Annotated in this window: 26 protein-coding genes; 15 read left to right on the forward strand and 11 right to left on the reverse strand. The window is 67.3% G+C overall.

Going from position 1 to position 22,830, the window contains the following annotated elements; genetic code table 11:
• Nucleotides 1-347: 347 nt before the first annotated feature.
• The 4 genes from NED98_RS09085 to NED98_RS09100 are packed head-to-tail and all read right to left on the reverse strand — an operon-like array spanning nucleotide 348 to nucleotide 3,084.
• Nucleotides 348-1,121, reverse strand: coding sequence for an anti-sigma factor family protein (locus NED98_RS09085; protein ID WP_265312730.1), 774 nt, complete (start codon nucleotides 1,119-1,121; stop codon nucleotides 348-350).
• Entirely contained in the window at nucleotides 1,118-1,720 is a 603-nt protein-coding gene (locus NED98_RS09090) for a sigma-70 family RNA polymerase sigma factor (protein WP_265312825.1), read from the reverse strand. Before NED98_RS09090 ends, NED98_RS09085 begins: the two co-directional genes overlap by 4 nt.
• A 31-nt stretch (nucleotides 1,721-1,751) precedes the next feature.
• Nucleotides 1,752-2,114, reverse strand: a complete 363-nt coding sequence (locus tag NED98_RS09095; RefSeq protein ID WP_265312731.1) for a cupredoxin domain-containing protein — start codon at nucleotides 2,112-2,114, stop codon at nucleotides 1,752-1,754.
• Nucleotides 2,115-2,136: 22 nt separating this feature from the next.
• Nucleotides 2,137-3,084: a metallophosphoesterase family protein gene (locus tag NED98_RS09100; RefSeq protein ID WP_265312732.1), complete on the reverse strand. Its 948-nt coding sequence runs from the start codon at nucleotides 3,082-3,084 to the stop codon at nucleotides 2,137-2,139.
• Nucleotides 3,085-3,301: 217 nt separating this feature from the next.
• Here NED98_RS09100 and NED98_RS09105 point away from each other — a divergent pair, with 217 nt between their 5' ends.
• Both NED98_RS09105 and NED98_RS09110 read left to right on the forward strand, forming a co-directional pair.
• The gene (locus tag NED98_RS09105) at nucleotides 3,302-5,443 is read left to right on the forward strand and encodes a PA5441 family protein (RefSeq protein ID WP_265312733.1); all 2,142 of its coding nucleotides are present in this window, start codon (nucleotides 3,302-3,304) and stop codon (nucleotides 5,441-5,443) included.
• Nucleotides 5,440-6,168 (forward strand): DUF3142 domain-containing protein, encoded by a 729-nt coding sequence (locus tag NED98_RS09110; protein ID WP_265312734.1) that lies wholly within the window; start codon nucleotides 5,440-5,442, stop codon nucleotides 6,166-6,168. The genes NED98_RS09105 and NED98_RS09110 overlap by 4 nt, the downstream gene beginning before the upstream one ends.
• 17 nt (nucleotides 6,169-6,185) lie before the next feature.
• On the opposite strand, the gene arr is transcribed toward NED98_RS09110, so the two are convergent.
• Complete coding sequence (arr, locus tag NED98_RS09115) at nucleotides 6,186-6,602, reverse strand: NAD(+)--rifampin ADP-ribosyltransferase (protein WP_265312735.1); 417 nt, start codon at nucleotides 6,600-6,602, stop codon at nucleotides 6,186-6,188.
• Nucleotides 6,603-6,833: 231 nt separating this feature from the next.
• Between arr and NED98_RS09120 the strand changes: the two genes are divergently transcribed.
• A complete protein-coding gene (locus NED98_RS09120) occupies nucleotides 6,834-7,406 on the forward strand; it encodes a TetR/AcrR family transcriptional regulator (RefSeq protein ID WP_265312736.1) in 573 nt (190 codons plus the stop codon).
• Nucleotides 7,407-7,419: 13 nt separating this feature from the next.
• The gene (locus NED98_RS09125) at nucleotides 7,420-8,472 is read left to right on the forward strand and encodes an alpha/beta hydrolase family protein (RefSeq protein ID WP_265312737.1); all 1,053 of its coding nucleotides are present in this window, start codon (nucleotides 7,420-7,422) and stop codon (nucleotides 8,470-8,472) included.
• 41 nt (nucleotides 8,473-8,513) lie between these two features.
• On the opposite strand, the gene NED98_RS09130 is transcribed toward NED98_RS09125, so the two are convergent.
• Nucleotides 8,514-9,473 (reverse strand): helix-turn-helix transcriptional regulator, encoded by a 960-nt coding sequence (locus NED98_RS09130; protein WP_265312738.1) that lies wholly within the window; start codon nucleotides 9,471-9,473, stop codon nucleotides 8,514-8,516.
• A gap of 64 nt (nucleotides 9,474-9,537) precedes the next feature.
• On the opposite strand from NED98_RS09130, the gene NED98_RS09135 reads away from it, so the two are divergent.
• The 3 genes from NED98_RS09135 to NED98_RS09145 are packed head-to-tail and all read left to right on the forward strand — an operon-like array spanning nucleotide 9,538 to nucleotide 11,299.
• Nucleotides 9,538-10,092 carry a DUF1579 domain-containing protein gene (locus NED98_RS09135; protein ID WP_265312739.1) on the forward strand — a complete coding sequence of 185 codons (555 nt, stop codon included), beginning with the start codon at nucleotides 9,538-9,540 and terminating at the stop codon, nucleotides 10,090-10,092.
• A complete protein-coding gene (locus NED98_RS09140; protein ID WP_265312740.1) occupies nucleotides 10,089-10,853 on the forward strand; it encodes a putative quinol monooxygenase in 765 nt (254 codons plus the stop codon). The genes NED98_RS09135 and NED98_RS09140 overlap by 4 nt, the downstream gene beginning before the upstream one ends.
• Nucleotides 10,854-10,864: 11 nt before the next feature.
• Complete coding sequence (locus tag NED98_RS09145; protein ID WP_265312741.1) at nucleotides 10,865-11,299, forward strand: nuclear transport factor 2 family protein; 435 nt, start codon at nucleotides 10,865-10,867, stop codon at nucleotides 11,297-11,299.
• Here NED98_RS09145 and NED98_RS09150 read toward each other — a convergent pair.
• The 4 genes from NED98_RS09150 to NED98_RS09165 are packed head-to-tail and all read right to left on the reverse strand — an operon-like array spanning nucleotide 11,290 to nucleotide 13,090.
• Nucleotides 11,290-11,499, reverse strand: coding sequence for a hypothetical protein (locus tag NED98_RS09150; RefSeq protein WP_265267684.1), 210 nt, complete (start codon nucleotides 11,497-11,499; stop codon nucleotides 11,290-11,292). The two genes, NED98_RS09145 and NED98_RS09150, sit on opposite strands and share 10 nt — an antisense overlap.
• Nucleotides 11,496-12,266, reverse strand: coding sequence for a DUF899 domain-containing protein (locus NED98_RS09155; RefSeq protein WP_265312742.1), 771 nt, complete (start codon nucleotides 12,264-12,266; stop codon nucleotides 11,496-11,498). Before NED98_RS09155 ends, NED98_RS09150 begins: the two co-directional genes overlap by 4 nt.
• 33 nt (nucleotides 12,267-12,299) lie before the next feature.
• Complete coding sequence (locus NED98_RS09160; protein WP_265312743.1) at nucleotides 12,300-12,767, reverse strand: SRPBCC family protein; 468 nt, start codon at nucleotides 12,765-12,767, stop codon at nucleotides 12,300-12,302.
• Nucleotides 12,764-13,090 carry an ArsR/SmtB family transcription factor gene (locus NED98_RS09165; protein WP_179514094.1) on the reverse strand — a complete coding sequence of 109 codons (327 nt, stop codon included), beginning with the start codon at nucleotides 13,088-13,090 and terminating at the stop codon, nucleotides 12,764-12,766. The genes NED98_RS09160 and NED98_RS09165 overlap by 4 nt, the downstream gene beginning before the upstream one ends.
• Before the next feature lie 118 nt (nucleotides 13,091-13,208).
• Here NED98_RS09165 and NED98_RS09170 point away from each other — a divergent pair, with 118 nt between their 5' ends.
• Both NED98_RS09170 and NED98_RS09175 read left to right on the forward strand, forming a co-directional pair.
• Nucleotides 13,209-13,838 carry a LysE family translocator gene (locus tag NED98_RS09170; RefSeq protein ID WP_265312744.1) on the forward strand — a complete coding sequence of 210 codons (630 nt, stop codon included), beginning with the start codon at nucleotides 13,209-13,211 and terminating at the stop codon, nucleotides 13,836-13,838.
• A gap of 97 nt (nucleotides 13,839-13,935) precedes the next feature.
• Complete coding sequence (locus NED98_RS09175) at nucleotides 13,936-14,844, forward strand: hypothetical protein (RefSeq protein ID WP_265312745.1); 909 nt, start codon at nucleotides 13,936-13,938, stop codon at nucleotides 14,842-14,844.
• Nucleotides 14,845-14,871: 27 nt separating this feature from the next.
• Here NED98_RS09175 and NED98_RS09180 read toward each other — a convergent pair whose 3' ends face one another.
• Complete coding sequence (locus NED98_RS09180; RefSeq protein WP_265312746.1) at nucleotides 14,872-16,179, reverse strand: MATE family efflux transporter; 1,308 nt, start codon at nucleotides 16,177-16,179, stop codon at nucleotides 14,872-14,874.
• Between the two features lie 123 nt (nucleotides 16,180-16,302).
• Here NED98_RS09180 and NED98_RS09185 point away from each other — a divergent pair, with 123 nt between their 5' ends.
• The 6 genes from NED98_RS09185 to NED98_RS09210 all read left to right on the forward strand — a co-directional run bounded on the left by NED98_RS09185 (nucleotide 16,303) and on the right by NED98_RS09210 (nucleotide 22,829).
• Complete coding sequence (locus NED98_RS09185) at nucleotides 16,303-16,995, forward strand: ArsR/SmtB family transcription factor (RefSeq protein WP_265312747.1); 693 nt, start codon at nucleotides 16,303-16,305, stop codon at nucleotides 16,993-16,995.
• A 113-nt stretch (nucleotides 16,996-17,108) separates the two neighbouring features.
• The gene (locus NED98_RS09190) at nucleotides 17,109-17,747 is read left to right on the forward strand and encodes a peroxiredoxin (protein ID WP_265312748.1); all 639 of its coding nucleotides are present in this window, start codon (nucleotides 17,109-17,111) and stop codon (nucleotides 17,745-17,747) included.
• Nucleotides 17,744-18,670 (forward strand): serine O-acetyltransferase EpsC, encoded by a 927-nt coding sequence (epsC, locus tag NED98_RS09195; protein ID WP_265312749.1) that lies wholly within the window; start codon nucleotides 17,744-17,746, stop codon nucleotides 18,668-18,670. Before NED98_RS09190 ends, epsC begins: the two co-directional genes overlap by 4 nt.
• Nucleotides 18,670-19,416: a gamma-glutamyl-gamma-aminobutyrate hydrolase family protein gene (locus NED98_RS09200; protein WP_265312750.1), complete on the forward strand. Its 747-nt coding sequence runs from the start codon at nucleotides 18,670-18,672 to the stop codon at nucleotides 19,414-19,416. The genes epsC and NED98_RS09200 overlap by 1 nt, the downstream gene beginning before the upstream one ends.
• Nucleotides 19,417-19,551: 135 nt before the next feature.
• Nucleotides 19,552-20,127, forward strand: coding sequence for an alpha/beta hydrolase (locus tag NED98_RS09205; RefSeq protein WP_265312751.1), 576 nt, complete (start codon nucleotides 19,552-19,554; stop codon nucleotides 20,125-20,127).
• A gap of 269 nt (nucleotides 20,128-20,396) precedes the next feature.
• Complete coding sequence (locus tag NED98_RS09210; RefSeq protein ID WP_265312752.1) at nucleotides 20,397-22,829, forward strand: TonB-dependent receptor; 2,433 nt, start codon at nucleotides 20,397-20,399, stop codon at nucleotides 22,827-22,829.
• Nucleotide 22,830: the final 1 nt, after the last annotated feature.

Consider the following 22,830-nt stretch of genomic DNA (forward strand, 5'->3'; position numbering starts at 1 on the left):
ATGATATCCGTATTACATCATGGCGAGTCGTTGAATATCTTATTGAAGAGAAAGGATCAATATGATCCGTTCTCCTATTGACTTGCTTTTTGGCGCGCTATCCTTCCTGCCTTCGTATCGGGAGGCGCTTGCCTTGCGGGCGAAAAGACGAAGGGCAGAAAGCGGTCCTTGCCACGATCAGCATGGCCGGTTCACGCGACCAAGGAACGCGTCACAATTGCCGATGAATTGCCGACGCGGCGCGTGGGCCAGACGAACCGCCGTTCACGCGCGACAATATGACGAGGGCGAGGCAATATGATTGCGGTCGCGCGGACGGTCTTTTTCGGCGATGGATGCCGGCCGAGCTAGCCGCCGTGCGCGATATAGGCTTGGCGGAACGCCTCGAGATCGTCGGCCCCCACATCGGAAACCGCCCAGAATTCGAGGCCACCGGCCGTCCAACGCGCAAGGCTATAACCGTCGCGACGCTCGGCGAACCCGCGCGACAGCGACAGTCCGCCCGCGGGGCGCACGAACAGATTGATGTAATGCCGGCGCCGCCCGTAGACGATCGCCGCAACCGGTCGATCATCGACATAATCGAGCCGCCCCCCGATCAGCGGAAAGCCCGCGTCCCTGAGATCGGGCACCGGTGGGGCGAAGTCGATCTTGCCGTTGAACCACGGCTTCACGACATGCCGGTCCGAGGTCGGGATATCGACGAGATGACTCGCGAGCAGCGAGCGGACGTGGCTCTGGACGAGCTGGTCCGCGGTGTCGGTCCGGGTGAGCTGCGGCATCCCCAGCGTCAAGGCGAGGCACGCTGCGAGCGCCCCCGCCAGCGCCCCCGACGCCCAGCGGCCATTCAACACATGCGCGGCGATCCCGCTGCGCGGGGACGGGCGGACACCGGCCCCGGCCTCAAGCGTCGCAAGGATCCGGTCGCGCAGTCCCTCGGGTGCCGGTTCGCTGAGCCGGTCCGTATCAAGCAGGTCGCGCAGCGACTTAATCCGCTCGAACTCGTTGCGGCAATCGTCGCATTCGCGCAGGTGCGCCTCGATCGCCAGCGCATTGGCGGCGTCGAGCTCGCCGTCGAACAGGCAGTGGATCAGCGACAGCTTGTCGGGATGCGCGGTCATGCTTGCGCCTTTCGCGATACGGGCGGCAACAACAAGGTCGCGAGCATCTGCCGCGCCCGCGCCAGCCGCGACATGACAGTGCCGATCGGCGCCCCGGTGACGGTGGCGATATCCTTGTAGCTCAGCTCTTCCAGCTCGCGCAGCACCAGCGCTTCGCGAAACGGCTCCGGCAGACTTTCGATCGCGCCGCGCAGCATCGCGATCTCGCTACGTCGCGCCGCTTGATCCTCCAGCGCTCCGGGCTCTGCTGCGGCAACCGCGGAATCGCGATCGATCGCCTCAACCGGCTCGGCGCCGCGCAGCGGATCGCGGCGCGCCGTCATCGCGTCGAGGCAGCGATGGCGCACGATCGCGAACAGCCACGCGCGCGGATTATCGCCGCGCCAACCGTCGAAGCCGCGGAAGGCGCGTAGAAAGGCATCCTGCACGGCATCCTCGGCCGCCACGCTGTCGCGGGTCAGATAGCGCGCGAAGCTGTAAGCGGCATCGAGGTGCGGCAGCATGACGAGGCGGAAGCGTTCGGCCTGCGCCGCCTCCCGCCCCGCTGCGTCGCGCGACGGCGAGACGAGGCGCGGGCGAAACAGGCGACCACCGCGCATCTTCACCGGCCCTCGCCCGATCGCATCATGGTCAATTCGCCTTGACGATCACCCGGCCCGTCATGTGCGGGTGGAGCGAGCAGAAATAGCCGAAATCGCCCGCTTTGGTGAAGGTGAAGCTGAACTTGCCGCCGGTATCGAGCGCGGCGGAATGGAAGCTCCGGTCGGCGGCGGTCACGGTATGCGGATCCTCATCCTCATTGGTCCAGACGACGGTCGTCCCCGGCGCCACGGTGATGACCCGCGCGGTGAAGGCGAACGTCTTAATCGCCACCGTCACGGTTTTCGCCGGGGTGGCCGCCGCCGCGGGGCCGGACGACGCGGCAAGTGCGGGCAAAGCGAGGATCAGCGCCAGCGCGGCAAGGCGACGGGCGGCGGCAACGGCATGCGTCATGGCGATACTCCGAAAAACTGGGTCAGGCGAGCGACTGGTCGATCAGCGCGATCGGTTCATTGCCGCGCACGAAGCGCGCGGTACGGATGCCGAGCATCATGGGAAGCTGCTCGCTCGGCACCTTGAGCGGACCGGGCGACGGCGCAGCACCCGGCGCGGGCTGGGGATAAGCGGTCGACCGCGCCGAGTGGAACGAGACATTGCCTTCCACCTTCTGCAGAATCTGGTGGATATGGCCGTTGAGCACGGTGACCGAGCCGAACCGGCGGAGCAGCGCCAGCGCGGCCCCGCTGTCGTCGGTCCCCCATCCCCATGCCTCATAGACCGTCCACAGCGGGATATGCGCGAACACCACGATCGGGGTGCTCGCCGACAATCCCGCGAGATCGCGCTTGAGCCAGGCAAGCTGCTCCTCGCCGAGATGCGCCATCCCACCGGCCTTCAAATTGGCGACATTGTTGAGCGCGATGAAATGCACCCCGAGATGATCGAAGCTGTGCCAGCCGGTGCCGAGCGTCCCGGCGCCATAACGCGCGAGATAGGCGCGCCCCTGTCCTTCATCGAGGAAATCGTGTTCGCCCGGGACATAGAAGACCGGGGCACCCAGCCCGGACAATATCTGCCGCGCGTCGTCGAACTGCTCCTCGGTCGACAGATGCGTGATATCGCCGGTGTGGAGGATGATGTCGGGCTTGTCGGGCAGCGCCTTGATCTTCTCGACCGCCGCGATCGCGGTGCCGCGCGTATCGGGATTGGCAGCCTTGTCGAAGCCGATGTGCGTGTCGCTTATCTGGAGGAAGGTGAACGGCTTGCTCGCGCCACGACGCGGGGGCGCCGCCAGCGCGGCATCGAGGCTGATCGACGAGGCGATCCCGCCGGTCAGCGTGTAGAGCGCCCCGGCACCGGCCCAGCCCGCGCAATGGGTCAGCAGGCCGCGCCGGCTGAGGCTTTCGTCCGCGTGATCGGTCATCGGCTTGGTCCCTTGAAACCATGTTCATGGGAAAAGACCGTGGCTCGATGCGGATTATTCCCGTCGCAGCGGAATTTATTTCGCGCGCAGATGATGCGGTGGGCAACGACGCGGCGAACCGCCCCGTTTCGCCGATTTGGCATCGGGCGGATCCGCGCCTTTCGCTTCGCGGAAAAATCCGCCAGAAAAACAATGAAGCAGGGATGGAAGCGGCCATATGGTCAAGGGGCATAAGCGCAGGGCGATCGCCGGGCTGACGGCATTTGCGGCGTCCACGATCGTAGCGGGTGGTGCGGTCTGGGCGTGCGCGGACAATAGCTGTTCGGCGGAATGGCGGCTGGCCTCGCCGTCCTTCGCCTGCGGGGGAGAGGCGATGCTCAACCCCGGCAACGATACGCGCATCAACATGGTGCTGCTGATGCGCAGCCTGATGCCGCCGCGCGGCGGCGAAGCGCGCGCGACGCCCGGGAGCGACGATCGCCAGTTCGGGCACACCTTCATGTCCTGGGACGGGCTGCGGCAAGCATTCTGGCCGCAACCGGCGACGACCCAATCGGCCCAGTCGCAGGGTGCGGCCGACGCGCCCCGCATCTGCGCGGATCAGGATGTTGCGGTCGATGCGTTCAAGGCGGCGTTGGCGCAGGAGCGTGCGCTCCCCGCGGCCGAGCGCGATGCGCTCGGCGCGTTACGGACGCAGATGAGCTGCCACGAGGTGAAATGGGAGGATGCCCCGGTTACGAGCAAGCCGGGGCGCGACTATCTCGCCTATCTGAAGGCGGCTTATGCCTTTTACGGCAACGATTGGGCGGCCGCGCGACAGGGGTTTGCCGCACTCGCCCGCGCGCGGACCGGCTGGGTGGCCGAAGCCGCGCATTATATGCCGATCCGCATCGGCTTGCGCGCGGCGGTGGCGGGCACCACCGATCAATATGGCGATTTCGCCGGAACCGATAAGGTGGACCGCGCGGCGCTGGGCGAGGCGCGTGAGGCGATCGCCGCCTATCTCAAAGCCTATCCCAAGGGGCTTTACGCGGAATCGGCCGAGGGCCTGAAGCGGCGCGTCGCCTGGCTCGGCGGGGACAATCCAACGCTGATCCGCGCTTATGAGAAACTGCTCGCGACGACGCCTGGCGATAGCGAGGCAAGCGCGCTGCTCGCCGAGGAGATCGATCGCAAGCTGTTGGATGCCGATGATGTCACCGCACGCATCGCTGCGGCAGGCGACACGCCGCTGCTGCTCGCCATCGCCGATTTGAAGCGTATGCGCCGCGAGGATGGCAAGGGATATAGCTTCTCCGCCGACGAGCTGGCGCAACAGAAGCCGCACTTCGCCGCCCGCCCCGATCTCTACACGCTGCTGGAAGCGACGCGGCGCTATTATGCCGGCGAAGATCCGAAGGCGATCCTCGCGTTGCTTCCCGATGCGGCGAAAGCGGGCAGCTTCACCCCGCTGGCCTTCAGCCGCCAGATGCTGCGCGGCATGGCGCTCGCGCGGACAGGCGACGTCAATGAGGCCGGCTTCTGGCGCGACATGATGGGCGGCGCCGCGCCGCTGTTCCAGCGGCCGCTGGTCGAGATGGGGCTGGCGATCCGGTGGCAGCGCGACGGGCGGGTGGCGCAAATCTTCGCGCCCGGATCGCCGATCACCGACGCCGCGACGCGAGAAATCCTGTTGCAGACGGTGGCGACCCCGGCGATCCTGCGAGGCGTGGGGAAAGATGCCACGCGCCCGGCGCACGAACGCGACATCGCCTGGTTCACGTTGCTGTACAAGGATCTGAATCGCGGCGCTTATGGCGATTTCGGCCGCGATATCGCGTCGCTTCCCGTCGATGCCGGGGCCGATGGCGGGCTCTGGAGTTTCTCGCTTCAGGACAGGGTGCCGGCGGGCCTGTTCCGCAAAGGGACCTGGGCCGAGGATTACGCCTGCCCCTCCATCACCCAGACCGCCGCCACGCTCGCGCGCGCGCCGGCCGATCGCAAAGCGCAATTGTGCCTCGGCGAATTCTATCGCCTCAACGGCTTCGATGGCTTCAGCCTGTTCAGGCCGGACGGCGAGAAGGAATGGCTGGGCGCGGGGCCGGACGGCTTCCCGGGGCGCCCGATGTCGCGCGACGCCCTGTATGACGCGGTCATAGCCGATCAGCGCGCCGCGCCGGAGGAGCGCGCTTATGCGCTCTATCGCGCGGTGATGTGCTATGCGCCATCGGCCTATAACGGGTGTAGCGGACCCCATGCGACCAGCGCGGAAAGCGACGCGGCGCAGGCGCCGATCGCGCGGCGAAAGGCATGGTTCACCGAGCTGAAGACGCGTTATCCCAACAGCCGCTGGGCCAAATCGCTGCGTTATTATTGGTGAGACGGCTTGCGATCGGCGCGCTGCTGCTGCTTGCGGCCTGCCGGCCGGCGCCCGAGCCCCCCGTCGCACCAAAGGTGGCCGCTGCGGGCTATGATGCCTTTTACCTGTGGCCCGGCGTCAGGCCGGCGGCGGCGCTTCGCCCCAGGACGCTCTACCTTCTTGACGGCGAGGTGCGGCAGCCGCGGCGCTTCCAGCGGCTCCGCATGGGCGTGCCGCGGCTGCCGGGAAAAGCGCTGTGGCTGGTGGTGCGCGCCAACCGACTTGATTGGGATGCAGCGGTCTATGACGCGATCCTCGCCGATCTCGAACGCTGGCAGGCGGCGGGCAACGATCTTGCCGGGCTCCAGATCGATTTCGACGCCGCGACCCGCGGAATCGATGGCTATGCCCGTTTCCTCGCCGATCTTCGGCAGCGTTTGCCCCGGCGATGGAAATTGTCGGTTACCGGACTGATGGACTGGAGCGCACACGGCGACCCGCAGGCGCTCGCGGCGCTGTCGCATATCATCGATGAGGCGGTGGTGCAGACCTATCAGGGGCGCACCACCATTCCCGGTTACGAACGCTATTTCCGACGGATGGAGCATTTTCCGATTCCCTTTCGCGTCGCGCTGGTCGAGGGCGGTGAGTGGGCTGCGCCGCCGATGCTGGCACGGCATCCGCAATTTCGCGGCTATGTCGTGTTTCTGCTCAACCGGGGGCCGCGCGCAGCGCAAAAGCGATAAGGGGAGACTCGTGCGGATCAGTCCTCGATGATCGTGTCGCTGCCCTCCTCCCTCATGCGGGCAAGACTGTCCTTCATGTGCTGGAGTTGTTCGGGTGAATGGCCGATCCAGTCCTTCACCTCGCCCGTAATCCGCAACGGTCCCGTTGAGCGATAGGATCTGGTTATGTTGCCGGGGAACCTCTTGTCGGTGAGGTTTGGATCGTCCTCGAACGAACCGGTAGGCTCGACGACGTAGATACGGCCCCGGCCTTCGCCCTTGGCGAGTTCCGCCCCCCACGTCGCTGCGTCGAGCGTCGCGCTGAAATAGACGTGCTTCAGTCCGCGTTCGACGAAATTGCTTCCGAAACCGGGCGCAATCAGGTCGCCGACGGCGAGGTCGGCCTTGGTGCCGTGATAGAACGTGGTGCCAGGCGGGACATCTTTTGCATACATTAGCGCCTCCTTGAACTGAGTCCGTCGCCGCGAAGTGGATCAACTGGCGTCGCGAACACGGCAGGGGATCGCCGCCCCTCCCGATGACCAGCGAGATTTGGTTGCCCGTGGTTTCATCGATCCCGAACCCGATGGGCCTCGCAGCGACATTGACAGCACAACAAACGGAGTGATATCCTCCGTTTATGGATGCGTCAAGGCAATCGCTCTGGAGTCGAGCGCGGGTGCAGGATGCGGGCTGATGCGCAAAGGAATCGACAGCGGCTCATCGAGGTCACCGTCGACCTGGCGCTGGAAGCCGGCGGCGAGCCCGCGCGAGACGCTGTTGCCGAGCGCGCCGGCGTCGGCATCGGGACGCTCTACCGGCACTTCCCGGACCAGCAGTCCCTCCTCCACGCTGTCATTCGTCATGTGCTGGAAAAGAGCATCGGCGCGGGAGAAACGCTGGTCGAAACCGTTCCCGGCGGTGTCGACGCCCTGCGTCAGTATATGCACATGGCCCTCGATAACGGGATCGGGGTGGTGAATATTCTCCACCCGCTGCTCGAAAAACCGGATTGGCCCGACCTTCGCGCGCGTGCGGCAACGCTCATGAAATCGATCGTCGGCCGCGCCGCGCAGGAGGGCTCGCTGCGCAGCGATCTTTCCGAGCGCGACATCGTCTTCGCCTTGACCCGCTTCGCGCGGCCCTTGGCGGTGGGGCTGCCACCGGACGAGGAGCGATTGCTCGCGCATCGTCACCTCGATTTCTATCTGGACGGGCTGTGTGCCGAACAGCCGCGACACAACGCCGTGGAGCCATAGGATGAACCCAAGAATGCTGACCCTGATGGCCGCGGCGCTTTGCCTGCCTATCGCCGCGCCCGCGGCTGCGGCGGTGGGGGAACAGCACCGGCTCGCCACTCAGCCGAGCGCGGCGCTACGCGATGCAGAGCACCGCCCCGACCTGCGCGTTACGATATGGTATCCAGCGAAGGCTGGTGCGCCCGAGCGCTCGATCGACATTCCGCCCGACCAGCCGCTCTTCCTGGTCGGAACCACGGCACCGGACGCGCTATTCGTTGACGAGGCGCGGCACCCCGTCGTGCTCTTGTCGCATGGCTTCGGCGGATCGGCGCGGATGATGGGATGGTTCGGCCGCGCACTTGCCGAGCGAGGCTATGTCGTTGTCGCCGTCGACCATCCCGGAAACAATGGAATCGATCGCCCCACCGCTGCCGGTTCGGTGCTCTGGTGGGACAGGGCCGACGATCTGAAGGTGGCGCTCGCCGCGGTACTCGCCGATCCGCGGCTGTCGCCGCATATCGATCGGGCGCGCGTCGGCGTCGCGGGCTTCTCAATCGGCGGGTTGACCGCGCTGGTCGCGGGAGGCGCGCGCACCGATCCCGCGCACATGATCCGCTTCTGCCACGAGCACCCCGAAGATGGCACCTGCAAGCCGCAGCTGGAGTTCGCGCTGAGCAACGAAGAGGCGGCCGCGACGCTCGAAAGTCCCGCACTCGCGGCCGAGCGGGCGAAGGCGAGCGATGACCATTCCCTTCCCGGTGTGAAAGCGGTTTTCGCGATGGCGCCGGTGGTGCAGCCGCTGACGCCGGCGAGCCTTAGCGCCATGCGCGTGCCCGTGGCGATCATCGCCGGCGCAGCCGATGTGACGGTGCCGCCGACAACCCATGCGCTGGTCGCCAAGCCGCTGATCCCCGGCGCGACCGTGACGATCCTTCCCGGCGTCACGCACTACAGCTTCCTCGCCACCTGTTCGGCAGCCGCGGTGAAAGAGGTTTCGGTCTGTCGCGACGCAACCGTTCAGGAGAGCGCGCATCGGGCGGCGATCGCGGCAGCGCTCGACCTGTTCGACCGCGCGCTTCGGTGATCGCGCGGTCGCCGGACGTCGCAACGACGGCGGACATGCCGTCATCCGTAGAGCGCGGTCACAGCCTCTGCCCGCTCCTTCAATTCCGCGCGAAGCGCCGCGGGCGCGAGTACCTCGATCGCGGCCGCGAAGCCGAGCAGCTGGCCCGCGGCGAAATCGACACTCTCGATCGGCACGGTGACGCGGCGCCAGCCGTCCGCATCGGGCACCGCGGCGAGGATCGGTTCGGTCATATCGGCGTTGAGCGCGCCCAGTCGCGACATCGCCGCGGGGGCGACGCGCAGCGTCGCGACATCGCGGCGCAACGCCGCCTCGAACCGCGCCAGCGCATCCCGCCATGCGGCGGCGAGATCGAAATCGGGCGGCCGCGCGAAGCCCTCGTCGAGCAGCACAAGATCGCGCGCATAGTCGAGCTTGTGGATCGCCGGCTGCCCGCGCCGCAGCGCGACGAAATAATATTCCCCGGCCTTCAGCACGATGCCGAGCGGCTCGAGCGTGCGCGGCGTGGGGCCGGCCCAGCTATCATAGACGAGCTGAAGCCGGCGGCATTCCCACACCGCGCGCGCCAAGAGCCGCAAATCCTCGCGCCGCGGCGCTGGGCGGCGATGCCAGGGGATGGGATCGAAATGGAAACGATCGGCGACGCGCCGCGCCGCCGCGCTCGATGGCGCCGACATGGCAGCGAACAATTTGAGCCGCGCGGTCGCCGCCGTCTCGCCGTAACCAAGGTCGGCCGCCGCGCTCGGCATGCCCGAAAGCAGGATCGCCTCGGCTTCCTCGCCGGTCATCCCGGTGAGCCGGGTCTGCCAGCCGTCGAGCAATGCGAAGCCCCCGGCCGCGCCGCGTTCGGCATAGATCGGCACCCCCGCCGCGCTCAGCTCGTCGACATCGCGATAGATGGTGCGCTTCGATACTTCGAACCGCTCGGCCAATGTGCGCGCCGAGACCCGCCCGTGGATCTGGAGCAGGATCAGGATCGAAAGCAGACGGCTCGCACGCATCATTCGGCCTTAGCGCATCAATGTTGACGCAGGCTGACATATTTACCCGATTATGGCTCGGGGCATGACAGAGATTTTCCCGCTCGATCGCCGCGCCCTGATCGCCGGAGGCGCCCTGCTCACCGCCGCGGCCACCGCGCCGCCCACCGCTACCGGCGCCGTGCCGTTGCGCGACTTCTCGTTTCAGGACGGGCGCTGGACCGTCCACCACCGCAAGCTGCGGCGACGGCTGGCGCGGAGCACCGACTGGTATGAATTCGCCGGCACCACCACCGCCGGGCCGCTGATGGCCGGGCTCGCCGGCTATGAGGACAATTTCCTCGACGATCCGCTCGGCGCCTATCATGCCGAGGGGCTGCGGCGGCTCGATCCCAAGACCGGGCTGTGGTCGATCTGGTGGTGGGACGGGCGCTTTGCCGAGATCGATCCGCCCGTCACCGGCCGGTTCGAAAACGGCATCGGCACCTTCTTCGGCGACAGCATGTTCGACGGAAAGGCGATCCGCGTCCGCTATATCTGGGACATGCCCACCGCCGGGGTGCCGCGCTGGCAACAGGCCTTCTCGCCCGATCGAGGGGCGACGTGGGAGACCAATTGGGTGATGGAGTTCCGGCGGTGATCGATCGGCGGTTGTTCGTGGCCGGCGCGGCGGGGCTGGCGGCCGTGCCGCTGCTCGCGGCGGCATCGCCCGAGCTCAGCGTGTTCGAATTGCGGCAATATACACTGAAGGGCGGCACGCGTACCGCCTTCACGCGATTGTTCGAGCAGCAATTCGTCACCTCGCAGGATGCGGTCGGCTGTCATGTGCTGGCGGTATTCCGCGATCTCGACGATCCCGATCGCTTCGTCTGGATACGCGGCTTCGCCGATATGGATGCGCGCAAGACGGCGCTGCAGACCTTCTACACCGGTCCGGCGTGGCAAGCGCATCGCAACGAGGCCAATGCGATGATCCTCGACAGCGACAATGTGCTGCTGCTGAAGCGCATATCCGGGCCGGTCGGGCCGAAGGCGCTGGGGAACAAGGGCGTGACCCGCATCGCGATCCATCGTCTGCGCGATGTCGACCCGGCGGCGTTCGCGGCGTTCTTCGACGCGCGGATGCGCCCGGAGATCCGCGGCGCCGGCGGCGAACTGGTCGTGACGCTCGCCAGCGAGGCGGCCGCGAACAATTTCCCGCGGCTCCCGGTGCGCGAGCACGACCCGGTTTTCCTGTGGATCGCGCACTTCCCCGACGAGGCCGGCGAGCGCGGGTTCGACACCCGCCTGCGCGCGCGCAGCGGCTGGCGCGACGGCATCGCCGATACGCTGCTTCCCGCGTTGATGCAGAAGCCCGAGGTGCTGCGGCTCGCGCCGTCGATTTCTGTCCCCGATGCCTGAAGGAGAAACGGATGCACGCGATATTATGGACCGCCCTGCTCGCAACGGCCGCGCCACAGGATGCGGCCTTGCCGCCCGATCTGGCGCAGGCTGCGGCGGATTACGATCAGGCGCAAATGCATAACGACGGCGCCGCGCTGCAGCGGCTGCTCGCCGACGATTATACCCTGGTCAACGGCGCCGCCGAGATATCGACCAAGGCCGAATTCATCCGCGATTCGACCGCGCCGGGCTTCTCGCTCCAGCCTTTCGTCATCGAGCATCCGATCAACCGGGTGTGGCGCGACGGCGCGGTGCTGTCGGGCGAGGTGACGTTGCGCGGCACCGACGGCGGAAAGCCCTTCGTCAGCCATATGCGGTTCGCCGACATATGGGCGAAACGCGGCGGCCGGTGGCAGGTCGTCTTCACCGAGGTGACGCGCTTCCCCGCTGCCGCTCAGCCCTGAACACGCGCCCTGCCGCGCAGCGCGAGCCACGGCGAGGCGTGGAACAGGCTCATCAACGCATACATGCCGGTCATCCCGCCGGTCGCGCCGGTGCCCATCGCCGAGCAGATCAGCGCATCGCTGCCGTAAGCGAGGTTCAGCAGCGCCATCACCGCGAAGGTCGGGCTGGCCGCGAGCGCGAGCCAGCGCGACGCGGTCACGCCTTCACCGGCGCGTCGGGATCGCGGAACGCCGCCTCGCCGGCGTCGGTCACCGCGACCCATTGCGGGTCGGGCTTGTCCTCCGCGTCATAATTGTCGTTCCAGTTCCACCATTTGTACGGCGGGGTCTGCGGATAGCCCTCGGGCGAATCCTCCCAGATTTCCTGGCGGCCGAGCGGGGTGAGATCGAGATAGCTCCACACGCTGCCCATCGCCTCGTCACCGCGATTGTCGATGAAATAGGTGCGATAGATTTTCGCGCCGTCGCGGATGAACACATTGTGCCCATGCCATTCGTCGACCCCGAAATCGGCGTCGAAGCTGTCGGTGATCGTATACCAGGGAATCTGTTCCCACCCCATCCGCGCCTTGAGCCGCGCGATATCGGGCTGCGGCGCGCGCGAGGCATAGACCAAGGTCGTATCGCGCTGGTTGAGATGGACGAGGTTCGAGACCTGATCCGCCCCGAGCGAGCAGCCGCGGCAGCCGTGATCGGGCCAGCCGAACACCCCGGGCTCGAAAAAGGCGCGATAGACGATAAGCTGGCGCCGGCCGGCGAACAGATCGAGCAGCGTCGCCGATCCCTCGGGTCCCTCGAAGACATAGTCCTTCTCGACCGCCATCCACGGCATCCGCCGCCGCTCGGCGGCGAGCGCGTCGCGGGCGCGGACCAGCGCCTTTTCCTTCACCAGCATCGCCTCGCGCGCCGCGCGCCACGCCTCGGGCGAGACGATCGGCGGATGGTTTTTCGGCAGTTCCTCGCTCATGACGTCGCTCCTGCTCGTCGGACGGATAATGCGTTACGCCTGCTCATCGGCGATCTCCCCGACGCGGGTGACCACGCCGACCCAGCCGCCGCTCATGTTGCGATAAGCGGTTTCGTTGCGCGGCAGCTCGAACCCGGAATGGACCACGCGCAGCCGGGTGCCGCCGTCGACCGGTTCGAGCGTCAGCGTCACCACCGTATCGAGCAGCGAGCCGTAGCCGGTGTTCGCGACATGGCCGCCGCGCCAGCTATAGGCGAGCCGGCGATGCGGCTGGACCTCGATGACCTCGCAGCGGATCGTCCCGTCCCATTCGCCCGCGGGGCTGGTCTGATAAGTGAAGAGATTGCCGACGACGGGCTCGAACCCGACCGGGGTCATCCGCAGCCAGCGCGCGATCAGTTCGGGGTCGACCAGCGTCTTCCAGATCGTCTCCGGCGCGTGGGGGAACACCTCGTCGACCGCGATCACGCGCGCGTCGGTCTGCACCAGGCTGTCGGTCATTGATCGATCTCCTCGAGAAGCAAGCGCAGATCGGCGAACCGGTCGCGCCAGAAAGCGTCATAATGGCTGAGCCAGTCGAACAACGGCGCCAGCCCCTCCGGGCGGGCGCGGTAGAAGACCCGGCGACCTTCCGGCCGCTCGGTCACCAGCCCGGCCTGTTTGAGCAATTTCAGATGCTGCGACACCGCGCCCTGCGTCACCCCGCTCTCGCGGGTCAGCTCGACCACGTTGAGTTCCGATCGCGCGACACGCTCGAACACCGCCCGGCGGGTCGGGTCCGAGAGCGCGCGAAGCACATTGTCGATCGCAACGGACTGCATCATGCAGTTCAATTAGTCTTCGCTAATTCATTAGTCAATGCTAATCTTATCGCTTCGCCGTAAAGCTGCCGATTTCAGGTACTAACGCGTCGCTCGCTTTCGGTCGGCAAAGGACGCAGGGATGACGCTTCACACATGGTGGCTGTTTACGGGCGCGGTCTTCCTGCTCTCCGGCACGCCCGGCCCCAATATGCTCCACATCCTGTCGCGAAGCGTGGAAATGGGGATGAAGCGCAGCGTCGCCGCGATGGCCGGCTGCCTCGCCGCGGTGGTTACCGTTCTCGCCGCGTCGGCGGCCGGGCTGACGACCTTGCTGCTCGCGGTGCCGGGCGCCTTCGCGGTGCTGCGCTACGCCGGCGTCGCCTATCTGATCTATCTCGGCATCAAGGCGTGGCGCAGCGAGGCCGGCCCGATCGATGTGGGCAGCGACGAGCTTCCCGCCGCGGTGTCGCCGGGCGGATTGTTTCGCGGCGGCTTCGCGATCGGCATCAGCAACCCCAAGCTGATCTTGTTCGCCGCGGCGTTCCTGCCGCAATTCGTGACGCCGACCCAGCCGCAGGCGCCGCAATTCGCCATTCTGGTGCTCACCTTCGCCGCGGTGGAATGCGGCTGGTATGCCGTTTACGCGTTCGGCGGCCATTCGCTCTCGCGCTATCTGAGCCGGCCGGCGATCAAGCGCGCGTTCAACCGCATCACGGGGGCGATCTTCGTCGGGTTCGGGCTGGCGTTGCTCAAGGTGAGGCCGTCCTGAGCAATGGGCGGCGGCGGCGCCCATAAGCACTAGAAATCCGATGCTTCCTGCCGCGTTCGGCTTGAACGCGGCGTTGCGGCCCGGCATGATCCGCCGCATGAAAGTCGCAGCCTTCGCCATCCTCCTCGCGGCCGTGCCGTTCGCCGCCGTCGCAAAGACCGAAAAGAAGCATAGCCCCCGCCCCGCGACGGGCGAGACCGTCCTGCCGTTCCAGCTCAACAAGGAAGGGTTCCCGCTCATCAAGGGCGCGGTGGACGGCAAGCCCGGCGTCTTCCTGCTCGATACGGGGACCTATGATCGTTTCCTGCTGAACCGTCATTATGTCCCGCTCGATCAGGGCGTTCACGTCGGTGGCGACGAGTCGATCGTCCTTCGCCGCCACGCGGGCGCGCACAAGGCCGATCTCGCCGGGGTGCTCAAGGTTCCCGCCTCGTCGGGCAATGGCAAGAATCCGGATGCCGCGCTCAGCATCGATGCCCGTCAGCAGCAGCAGGACATCGACCCGCGCTTCCTCGGCTGGCTCGGCTGGGGCTTTTTCAAGAAATACGTCACGACGATCGATTATCGCCGGCAGGTCGTCCGCCTGATGCCCTTGGCCAAGGCGCCGCCGACGCCGCGCCCGCCCGAGAGTATCACGCTCTCGTTCCTCCCCTCCAGCCCGGTGCGACCGTTCGTCGCGAGCATCGGCGGCCATTCCACGCCGACCGTCGTCAGGACGACCGGCTGGGACAGCCTCGCGCTGCAGCCCGCCAATTGGAAGCGGATCGCGCCCTCGAAGGTCGTCAAGCCGCGCCCCGGCAAGGGATGTATCGCGGTGACGCCCGCCACCTTCGGCGGGAAGCGTGTCGATCTGGTCGATCTCGAGCGCAGCGAGCGCCAGGACGAACGGCTGACGCTCGGCATCGGCTTCCTCCCGCGCTTCACCAGCGTGTGGGATCCGCGTGTCGGCAAGGTCATCCTGACACCGAACGGCACCAAGCCGCCGCAGCGTCGATCCTGCGCCTGAGCGCCGGGCGGGAGCGCTGGCCGCCGATCAGCGCCCCACCTGCTTCACCAGACGCGGCAGAGCGAGCCCCAGCGCCGCCGTGCGATAGAGGTAGCTCGCCAGCAGCGCGATCCAGACGCCCGCGTCGCCCAGCCCGCGCAGCAATGCATCGGTGACGAGATAAAGCGCGAGCGAGAGGATCGCCGCGTTGCGCAGCGTCCGCCCGCGCGTCGCGCCGATGAAGATGCCGTCGAGCAGCCAGCTCGGCATACCGAGCAGCGGCACCAGCGCGCAAAAGGGCAGCATCGCCACCGCCTGCGCCTGTACCGCGGGATCGCGGGTGACGAGCGTGATCAGCCACGGCCCGCTCGCGGCGATCGCGGCGGCGAACAGCACGCCGCCCGCGAGCGAGAATTCGCCGGTCAGTCGCGCGGCGCGCAGCAGGCCTTGGCGCGATCCCGCGCCGATCGCCGCCCCGACCCGCGCCTCGGCGGTGAAGGCGAACCCGTCGAGCACGAATGCGCTGATGCTGACGAACTGCATCAACACATGATTGGCGGCGAGCGGCACCGCGCCGAGCCGTGCGCCGGCGCGTGCGAACCAGGTGAACAGCAGCAGCAACGCCACGGTGCGGATCATGATATCGGCATTGACCGACAACAGCCGCCGAAACGCGCCGGGGGCAAAGGTCGTCGCGCGGCCGATGCGCCACCAGCCCGCCCCCAACACGTGCCGCGCCGCCCATAGCCCGCTCGCCAGCGCGACCCATTCGGCGATCGAGGTGCCGATCCCCGCCCCCCACGGCCCGAGCCCGAACACCGCGACGAACAGCACGTCGAGCACGATGTTGATGCCGTTGAACGCGACCTGGCACGCGAGCGCCAGCCGCGTCCGGCCGAGCCCGAGCAGCCAGCCGTTGAGCACGTAGAAGCCGAGCGCGGCGGGCGCGCCGAGGAAGCGCGCGGCGGTGAAGTCATGCGCCGCCGCGGCGGCGTTGGCGGGCACGTGCATCAGCAGCAGCGCGAGCGGGACGATCGCGGGCGACAGCAGCAGCAATATCGCACCCAGCCCCAGCCCGAGCAACAATGCGCGCACGAGCAGCGCGCGCAATTCCTCCCCGCCGCCGGCGCCCACCGCCTGTGCGGTGAGCCCGGTCACCCCCATCCGCAGGAAGCCGAAGGTCCAGAAGATCAGATTGACCGTCGTGACGCCCAGCGCGACCCCCGCGAGCATTGCGGCGTCGCCGGTGCGCCCGATCACCGTCGCATCGACCACCCCGACCAGCGGCACCAGCGCCTGACCGACGATGATCGGCCATGCCTGTGCGAAGATATTGCGGCGAGTCAGGTTGTTCATCGCCGGCGAAATCACACGGACCGGGCGATCACGCTACTCCGATCCGCAAAAAAATGGTCGCGGAACGCGACCTTTTGGCCGCGAGCGAAATGTCATCGCCGCCGACCATGCTAAAAGCGCGACATGACGACGGGAAACAATATGGCGGCGGTGGCGCGGCTGATCGGCGATCCGGCGCGCGCCAATATGCTCGATGCGATGCTCGACGCGCAGGCGCATAGCGCGGGCGAGCTCGCCACGATCGCCGGCGTCTCGGCCGCCACTGCGAGCGGGCATCTGCGCCAGCTGCTCGACGGCGGGCTGGTCGCGGTCGCGGCGCAGGGGCGGCATCGCTATTACCGGCTCGCCTCGCCCGAGGTCGCGCGGCTGCTCGAAGGGTTGATGGCGGTGACCGCACCGCTCGTTACGCGGCATCGCGCGACGCCGCGCGTGCCAAACGCGCTTCGCGAGGCGCGGACCTGTTACGATCACCTCGCGGGGCGGCTGGGCATCGCGATCACCGATACGCTGGTCGCAAACGGCGCGGTGCGGATCGACGATAATAATATCGCGGTGACCGATCACGGGCGGGCGTGGCTCGGCGAGATGGCGATCGATCTCGATGCCCCGCGCGGGTGGGGCCGCCGGCCGGTCTGCCGTCCGTGCCTCGACTGGAGCGAGCGCCGCCCGCACCTCGCCGGCGTGCTCGGCGCCGCCTTGCTCGAACGGCTGCTCGACCGCGGCTGGATCGCGCGGGTCGACGGCAGCCGCGCGATCCGCGTCACCCCGCCCGGCGCGGCCGAGCTTCGTCGGCGCTTCGGGTACGAACCGGGGTGAGCGCGCGACCGCTTCGTCGCTTCGTCCGACAAAAGGTCGCCTTGCCGCCGCGATAGCTTTTATTCCATATCCTATTAAATTGATAGGATATGATCGTGCATCGGAGGTGAAGCATGTCGCTCAAGCTTTTCGATACGGTGCCGGATTTTACGCAAGCGTCGACCGAGGGAGACTTCGGTCTCTACCGCTGGGCCGGCAACGACTGGGTGGTGCTGTTCAGCCATCCGCGCGATTTCACCCCCGTGTGCACGACCGAGCTGGGTGCGGTCGCGCGGCTCAAGCCGGAGTTCGACCGGCGTGGGGTCAAGGTCGCAGGGCTTTCGGTCGATTCGGTGGCGAGCCACCGCGCCTGGGCTTCGGACATCGAACAGACGCAGGGCGTCGCGCTCAACTTCCCGCTGATCGCGGACGAGGACCGGCGCGTTTCGCATCTGCTCGATCTGATCCACCCCAATGCGTCGGATACGGTGACGGTGCGCAGCGTGCTGGTGATCGATCCCGCCAAGCGACTGCGGCTGACGCTGACCTATCCCGCCTCGACGGGGCGCAATTTCGCGGAGCTGCTGCGCAGCATCGACAGCCTGCAGCTCACCGAGACGCAACAGGTGGCGACCCCGGCCGATTGGCGCGACGGCGACGATGTCATCATCCTGCCCTCGGTCGACGACGAAACCGCGCGGCGGCTGTTCGGCAGCTGGCGGACGATCACCCCCTATCTGCGCACTGTGCCGCAACCGGGCGCGCGGCGATGACGACCCTCGCCGAGACGGTGACCGCGCTGCGCGGCGCGCGCGATCGCTGGCGCGCGCGGCAGGAGGAGGGGCGCGATGTCGAAAGCTTCCCGTCGCGCGAGGCGATCGCGGCGATCGTCGACATATTGGCCGCCGCGCTCTACCCGCGCCGGCTCGGGCGGTTCCGCGGCGCGGCGGGGGATGAGGAAGACCGGTTCGTCGCCGCCAAGCTGATCGCGGGCTTCGGCGCGCTCGAACGCGAGATCGCCGCAGAGCTTGGCTATTGGCAAAAGGAATCGCGCGCCGATTTCCCGGCCGACCAGGCGGCGTCGATCGTCCGCTTGTTCGGCGCATCGCTCGGCGAGGTGCGCGAGCTGGTCGACGGCGATGTCGAGGCGGCATTCCTCGGCGATCCGGCGGCGCGCAGCGTCGACGAGATCCTGCTCTGCTATCCCGGCGCGATTGCCAGCCTCTACCACCGGCTCGCGCACCAGCTCCACGCATTGGGCGCGCCGATCGTCGCGCGGCTGATCTCCGAGCTCGCCAACGAGCGCACCGGGATCGACATCCACCCCGGCGCGACGATCGGGCGCAATTTCTTCATCGACCACGGCACCGGGGTGGTGATCGGCGAGACCGCGATCGTCGGCGATCGGGTGCGGCTCTACCAGCATGTCACGCTCGGCGCGTGCAGCCCGCTGGGCTCGGCGACGCGCGCGCCCGGCGGCGCGCTCGCGCGGCATCCGGTGGTGGGGGACGATGTGGTGATCTACGCCGGGGCGACGATCCTCGGCCGCGTCTCGATCGGCGCGCGATCGGTGATCGGCGGCAATGTCTGGCTGCTGTCGGACGTGCCGGCGGACAGCGTGATCGTCCAGCCCGAGGCGCGCGAGCTTCCCGCCGGCGCCGCGCGCGCGCTCAAAGACGAGCTCGAGGCGGCGTGATGATGCGGCGCCCGGTGATCGGCATCATGTGCGCGAACGAAGTCGCCGCGCGGCCGGTGCAGTCGGTCGCGACGCGCTTCATCGCGCCGGTGACGCAATTGTGCGACGCGACGGTGCTGCTGGTGCCGGCGGTCAGCGATGCGGTCGATGCGCGCGCGGTCGCGACGGTGCTCGACGGGCTGTTGCTGACCGGCGCGCGATCGCATGTCGCGCCGGCGCGCTACGGCGGGGGGCCGGCCGATGAAGGCGCCGTGGTCGATGCCGAACGCGATGCGGTCGCGTTCGAACTCGCCGAGCAGATGATCGCGCGCGGCAAGCCGGTCTACGGCATCTGCCGCGGATTGCAGGAGATCAACGTGCTGTTCGGCGGCACGCTCGCGGCGACCGACACGAGCGGGCGGCATCACCGCGGCTCGTGGGACGAGGATTACGCCACCTTGTTCGATCACCGCCACGCGATCGACCTGATCGACGGCGGGGTGCTCGCCGGAATCGCCGGGCATCGACACCTCACCGTCAATTCGGTCCACCAGCAGGGCATCGCACGGCTTGGCGCGAGCCTCGCGATCGAAGCGGTGGCGAGCGACGACGGATTGATCGAGGCGATCCGCGCGCCCGGCTGCGGCGCCGACGTGCTCGCGGTGCAATGGCATCCCGAATGGGATGTCGCGCATTGCGCGGGCAGCAAAGCCTTTTTCGCCCTGCTCGGCGAGTCGCTGCGCGCGGCGAGCGCGGCGCGGCAATAAGATCGCACCCGGGCGCGACGACCGGTCGCTTCGGCGCGACTCGATTTCCTACCTATTCAGTATATATTAAACCACCGGCTGCGCGCGATCGGGGCGATCCGGTGCCCCTCAGCAATCAGGCGCGGGAGTGATCCGATGTCGATCGGCGATGCTGCTCTGCTAATCGTGACCGCCGGTGATCTGCCGCAGGCGGATCGCCACGAATTGCGGCTCGACGTGGGTGAGCGGACCGGCAAATGGGCCGCGCAGCTCGATGCGGCGCTGATCGACCTCGCCCAGCCGGTGATCGTCGTCGCGGCGGAGCTGGCCGCGATCGCCTTCGCGCATTGGGCGCAGCTCAGCCCGTTGCGCTATTCGCGGCAGATCGCGGGGGCGGTGCTGCTCGATCCGGCGGCGCCGCGCGAGTGGCCGCGGCTGGGCCTCGCATCGACCCCGGCCACCCCTTTGCCCTTTCCGTCGCTGCTCGTCGCATCGGGAATCGGCACGGCGGCGCATATCCTCGCGCTCGCCGCGCGCTGGCGCAGCCGCTTCGCCACCCGCGACGCAATCCAGAATGATATTGCGGGGGATAGCACCGAGGCATCGCTGCGCGCGGCGCTGCGTGCCTTCCTCGCGCCGCGCGCGCCCTCGGCGCCGACGCTCCGGCGCTCGATAGCCGAGCTTACACCGCCCCTAGCATCTCTTCTTTTTAAATCTCCTCCAATCCGGTAGGAATTGAGATGCGGGCCAGTCGCGGCCCATTCCATCTTGCGAGGCGAGTATGATGATACACCCCCGCCACCACGATCCGCCCCGGTGTCGGTGCTGCCGCACCGCCCGCTGATCCATCGAGCATAATCGCCGGAAACCGTCGCGCCGCACGATTGGCGGCCCGGTTCCGCTCGCCCTTCACGCGTGACGCACTGCGTCACGCGACGGGGAGCCGTGCGTCCCCGCTCGCCAACGACAACCAGCCTCAACCGGAAAGGGGGTTAGAGGAAGTGACCAGTCACGCCCTGAATTACCGTCGATATCTGCTCGCCGCGGCCGCCGCGCTGCCGGCGTTGTTCCCCGTCGCCGCCACCGCCCAGACCCAATTCGCCAGCAACGACGCCGCGGCGCCCGAACCCGTCGCCGCGGCGGCGGCGAGCGCCGATGCCGAGCCGGCGGCCGCCGCCGAAGTGCTCGTTTCCGCCCGCCGCCGCGTCGAAAAGGCGCAGGACGTGCCGATCGCGCTCAGCGTCATCGGCAACGAGCAGCTCGGCGTGCGCGGTGATTATCGGCTCGATCAGGTCCAGCAGCTCGTCCCCTCGCTTCAGGTGTTCAGCTTCAACCCGCGCAATACCAATATCAATATCCGCGGGCTCGGCTCGAATGTCGCGCTGACCACCGACGGCCTCGAAAACGGTGTCGGGCTCTATATCGACAATGTCTATTACGGCCGCGTCGGACAGAGCCAGTTCGATCTCGTCGATCTCGATCGCGTCGAAGTCTTGCGCGGGCCGCAGGGCACGTTGTTCGGCAAGAATACCACCGCGGGCGCGATCAACATCACCAGCCGATTGCCGCAATTCGACTGGCATTTCGACGGCCAGGCCGATCTCGGCAATTACGATTACCGCCAGGTCCGCGGCTCGCTGACCGGCCCGATCGCCGAAGGCCTCGCCGCCTTCCGGCTGAGCGCGGCCTATACCGATCGCGGCGGTTTCCTCTACGACACCACGCTCCGCGAACATGTCCACGATTACGAAAATGCCTCGGTGCGCGGCCAGCTTCTCCTCACCCCAAGCGAGCGGCTGACGATCCGGTTGATCGGCGACTGGAGCCAGCAGAAACAGCATTGCTGCATCAACCTGCTGGCCGGCACGTTCGACACCTATCGCAACGGCACGACGATCGCGAACAACTTCAACCAGCGCGTCGCGCGGCTGGGCTATACCCCGCAGCCGCTCGATCCCTTCGCGCGCCGCACCGACGCCAATTCGCCGTTCCAGGCGAACATGAACACCTGGGGCGTATCCGGGCAGGTCGATTACGATCTCGGCGGCGCGGCGATCACCTCGGTCACCGCGGTGCGCAACTGGAACTGGTTCCCGCTCAACGACGGCGACTATATCGCCCGGTCGATCAACACCGTCGGACATATCCGGAACTTCCAGCGCCAGTTCAGCCAGGAACTGCGCATCGCCTCGACCGGCACGCACACGATCGACTGGCTGATCGGCGGCTATTATTTCTGGCAGGTGGTGCGCGGCTACGGCCGCACGCAATTCGGCCCGGATGCCGCGCTCGCGCTCTATCCCAACGACAATCAGGCGGTGGCGAACATCGCCAGCAACGGGCTGCTCACCACTTATACCTCCGATCCGCATACACGCAGCGCCGCGCTGTTCGGTCAGGGCACTTGGCATATCACCCCGGCGCTCAGCCTCACGCTCGGGTTGCGCTACACGCATGAGGACAAATGGGGCGGCTATACCAGCGTCCGCGCCTTCGCGCTGCCGACCACCGGGCTCACCGATGTGCAGGTCGCCCGCGTCAACACGATCCGCAATGCGCTCGGGCCGATCCAGTCGTTCAACGTCGATACCAGCGACGACAGCCTCTCCGGCCTCGCCACCCTCGGCTGGAAACCGAGCAACGACGTGCTGCTCTACGCAACCTATTCGCGCGGTTCCAAGTCCCAGGGGCTCAATCTCACCGCGATCCCGGCCGGGGTGAACCCGGTGGTCAATCCCGAGAAGGTCAACAATTACGAGATCGGGGTCAAATCGCAGTTCTTCGATCGCGCGCTGACGATCAACCTCGCCGCTTATCAGACCGATGTCGATCAATATCAGACGACGATCGTCCAGCAGATCGTCGGCACCAATACCTATATCAACTATATCGCCAATATCCCCAAGGTCCGCTCGCGCGGCTTCGAGGGCGATGTGGCGTGGCGCGCGGCGCGCTGGCTGAGCCTCACCGGCTCGCTCGCCTATACCGACGCGACCTATGTCCGCTATCCCAACGGGCCGACCCCGGTGGAAGCGCTCAATCCCACGCCGGCCAATCCGGCGGGCAATCCGGTGCAGGACATGTCGGGCCAGCCGCTCGCCGGGGTGCCCAAATGGTCCGCGTCGGTCGGCGGCGACGTGACCCAGCCGGTCGGCGATCGGACCGAGGCGTTCCTCCACGGCGACTGGTCGTACCGCTCGTCCTATTACACCGTCGCCAGCAACAGCAGCTACGGGCTCGTCCCCGGCTATGGCCTGGTCAACGCGCGGCTCGGGCTCCGCTTCGAGGACGGTCGCTATGAACTGTCGGTCTGGGCGCGCAACCTGTTCGACAAGAATTATTATCAGACGTTGAGCGTGCTCAATTACGGGCTCGTCACCGCGACGCTCGGCGATCCGCGGACCTTCGGCGGCACGCTCAAGGTGCGGTTCTAAG

This window comes from Sphingomonas lycopersici (genome assembly GCF_026130605.1).
In the GTDB taxonomy this organism is placed as follows: Bacteria; Pseudomonadota; Alphaproteobacteria; order Sphingomonadales; family Sphingomonadaceae; genus Sphingomonas; species Sphingomonas lycopersici.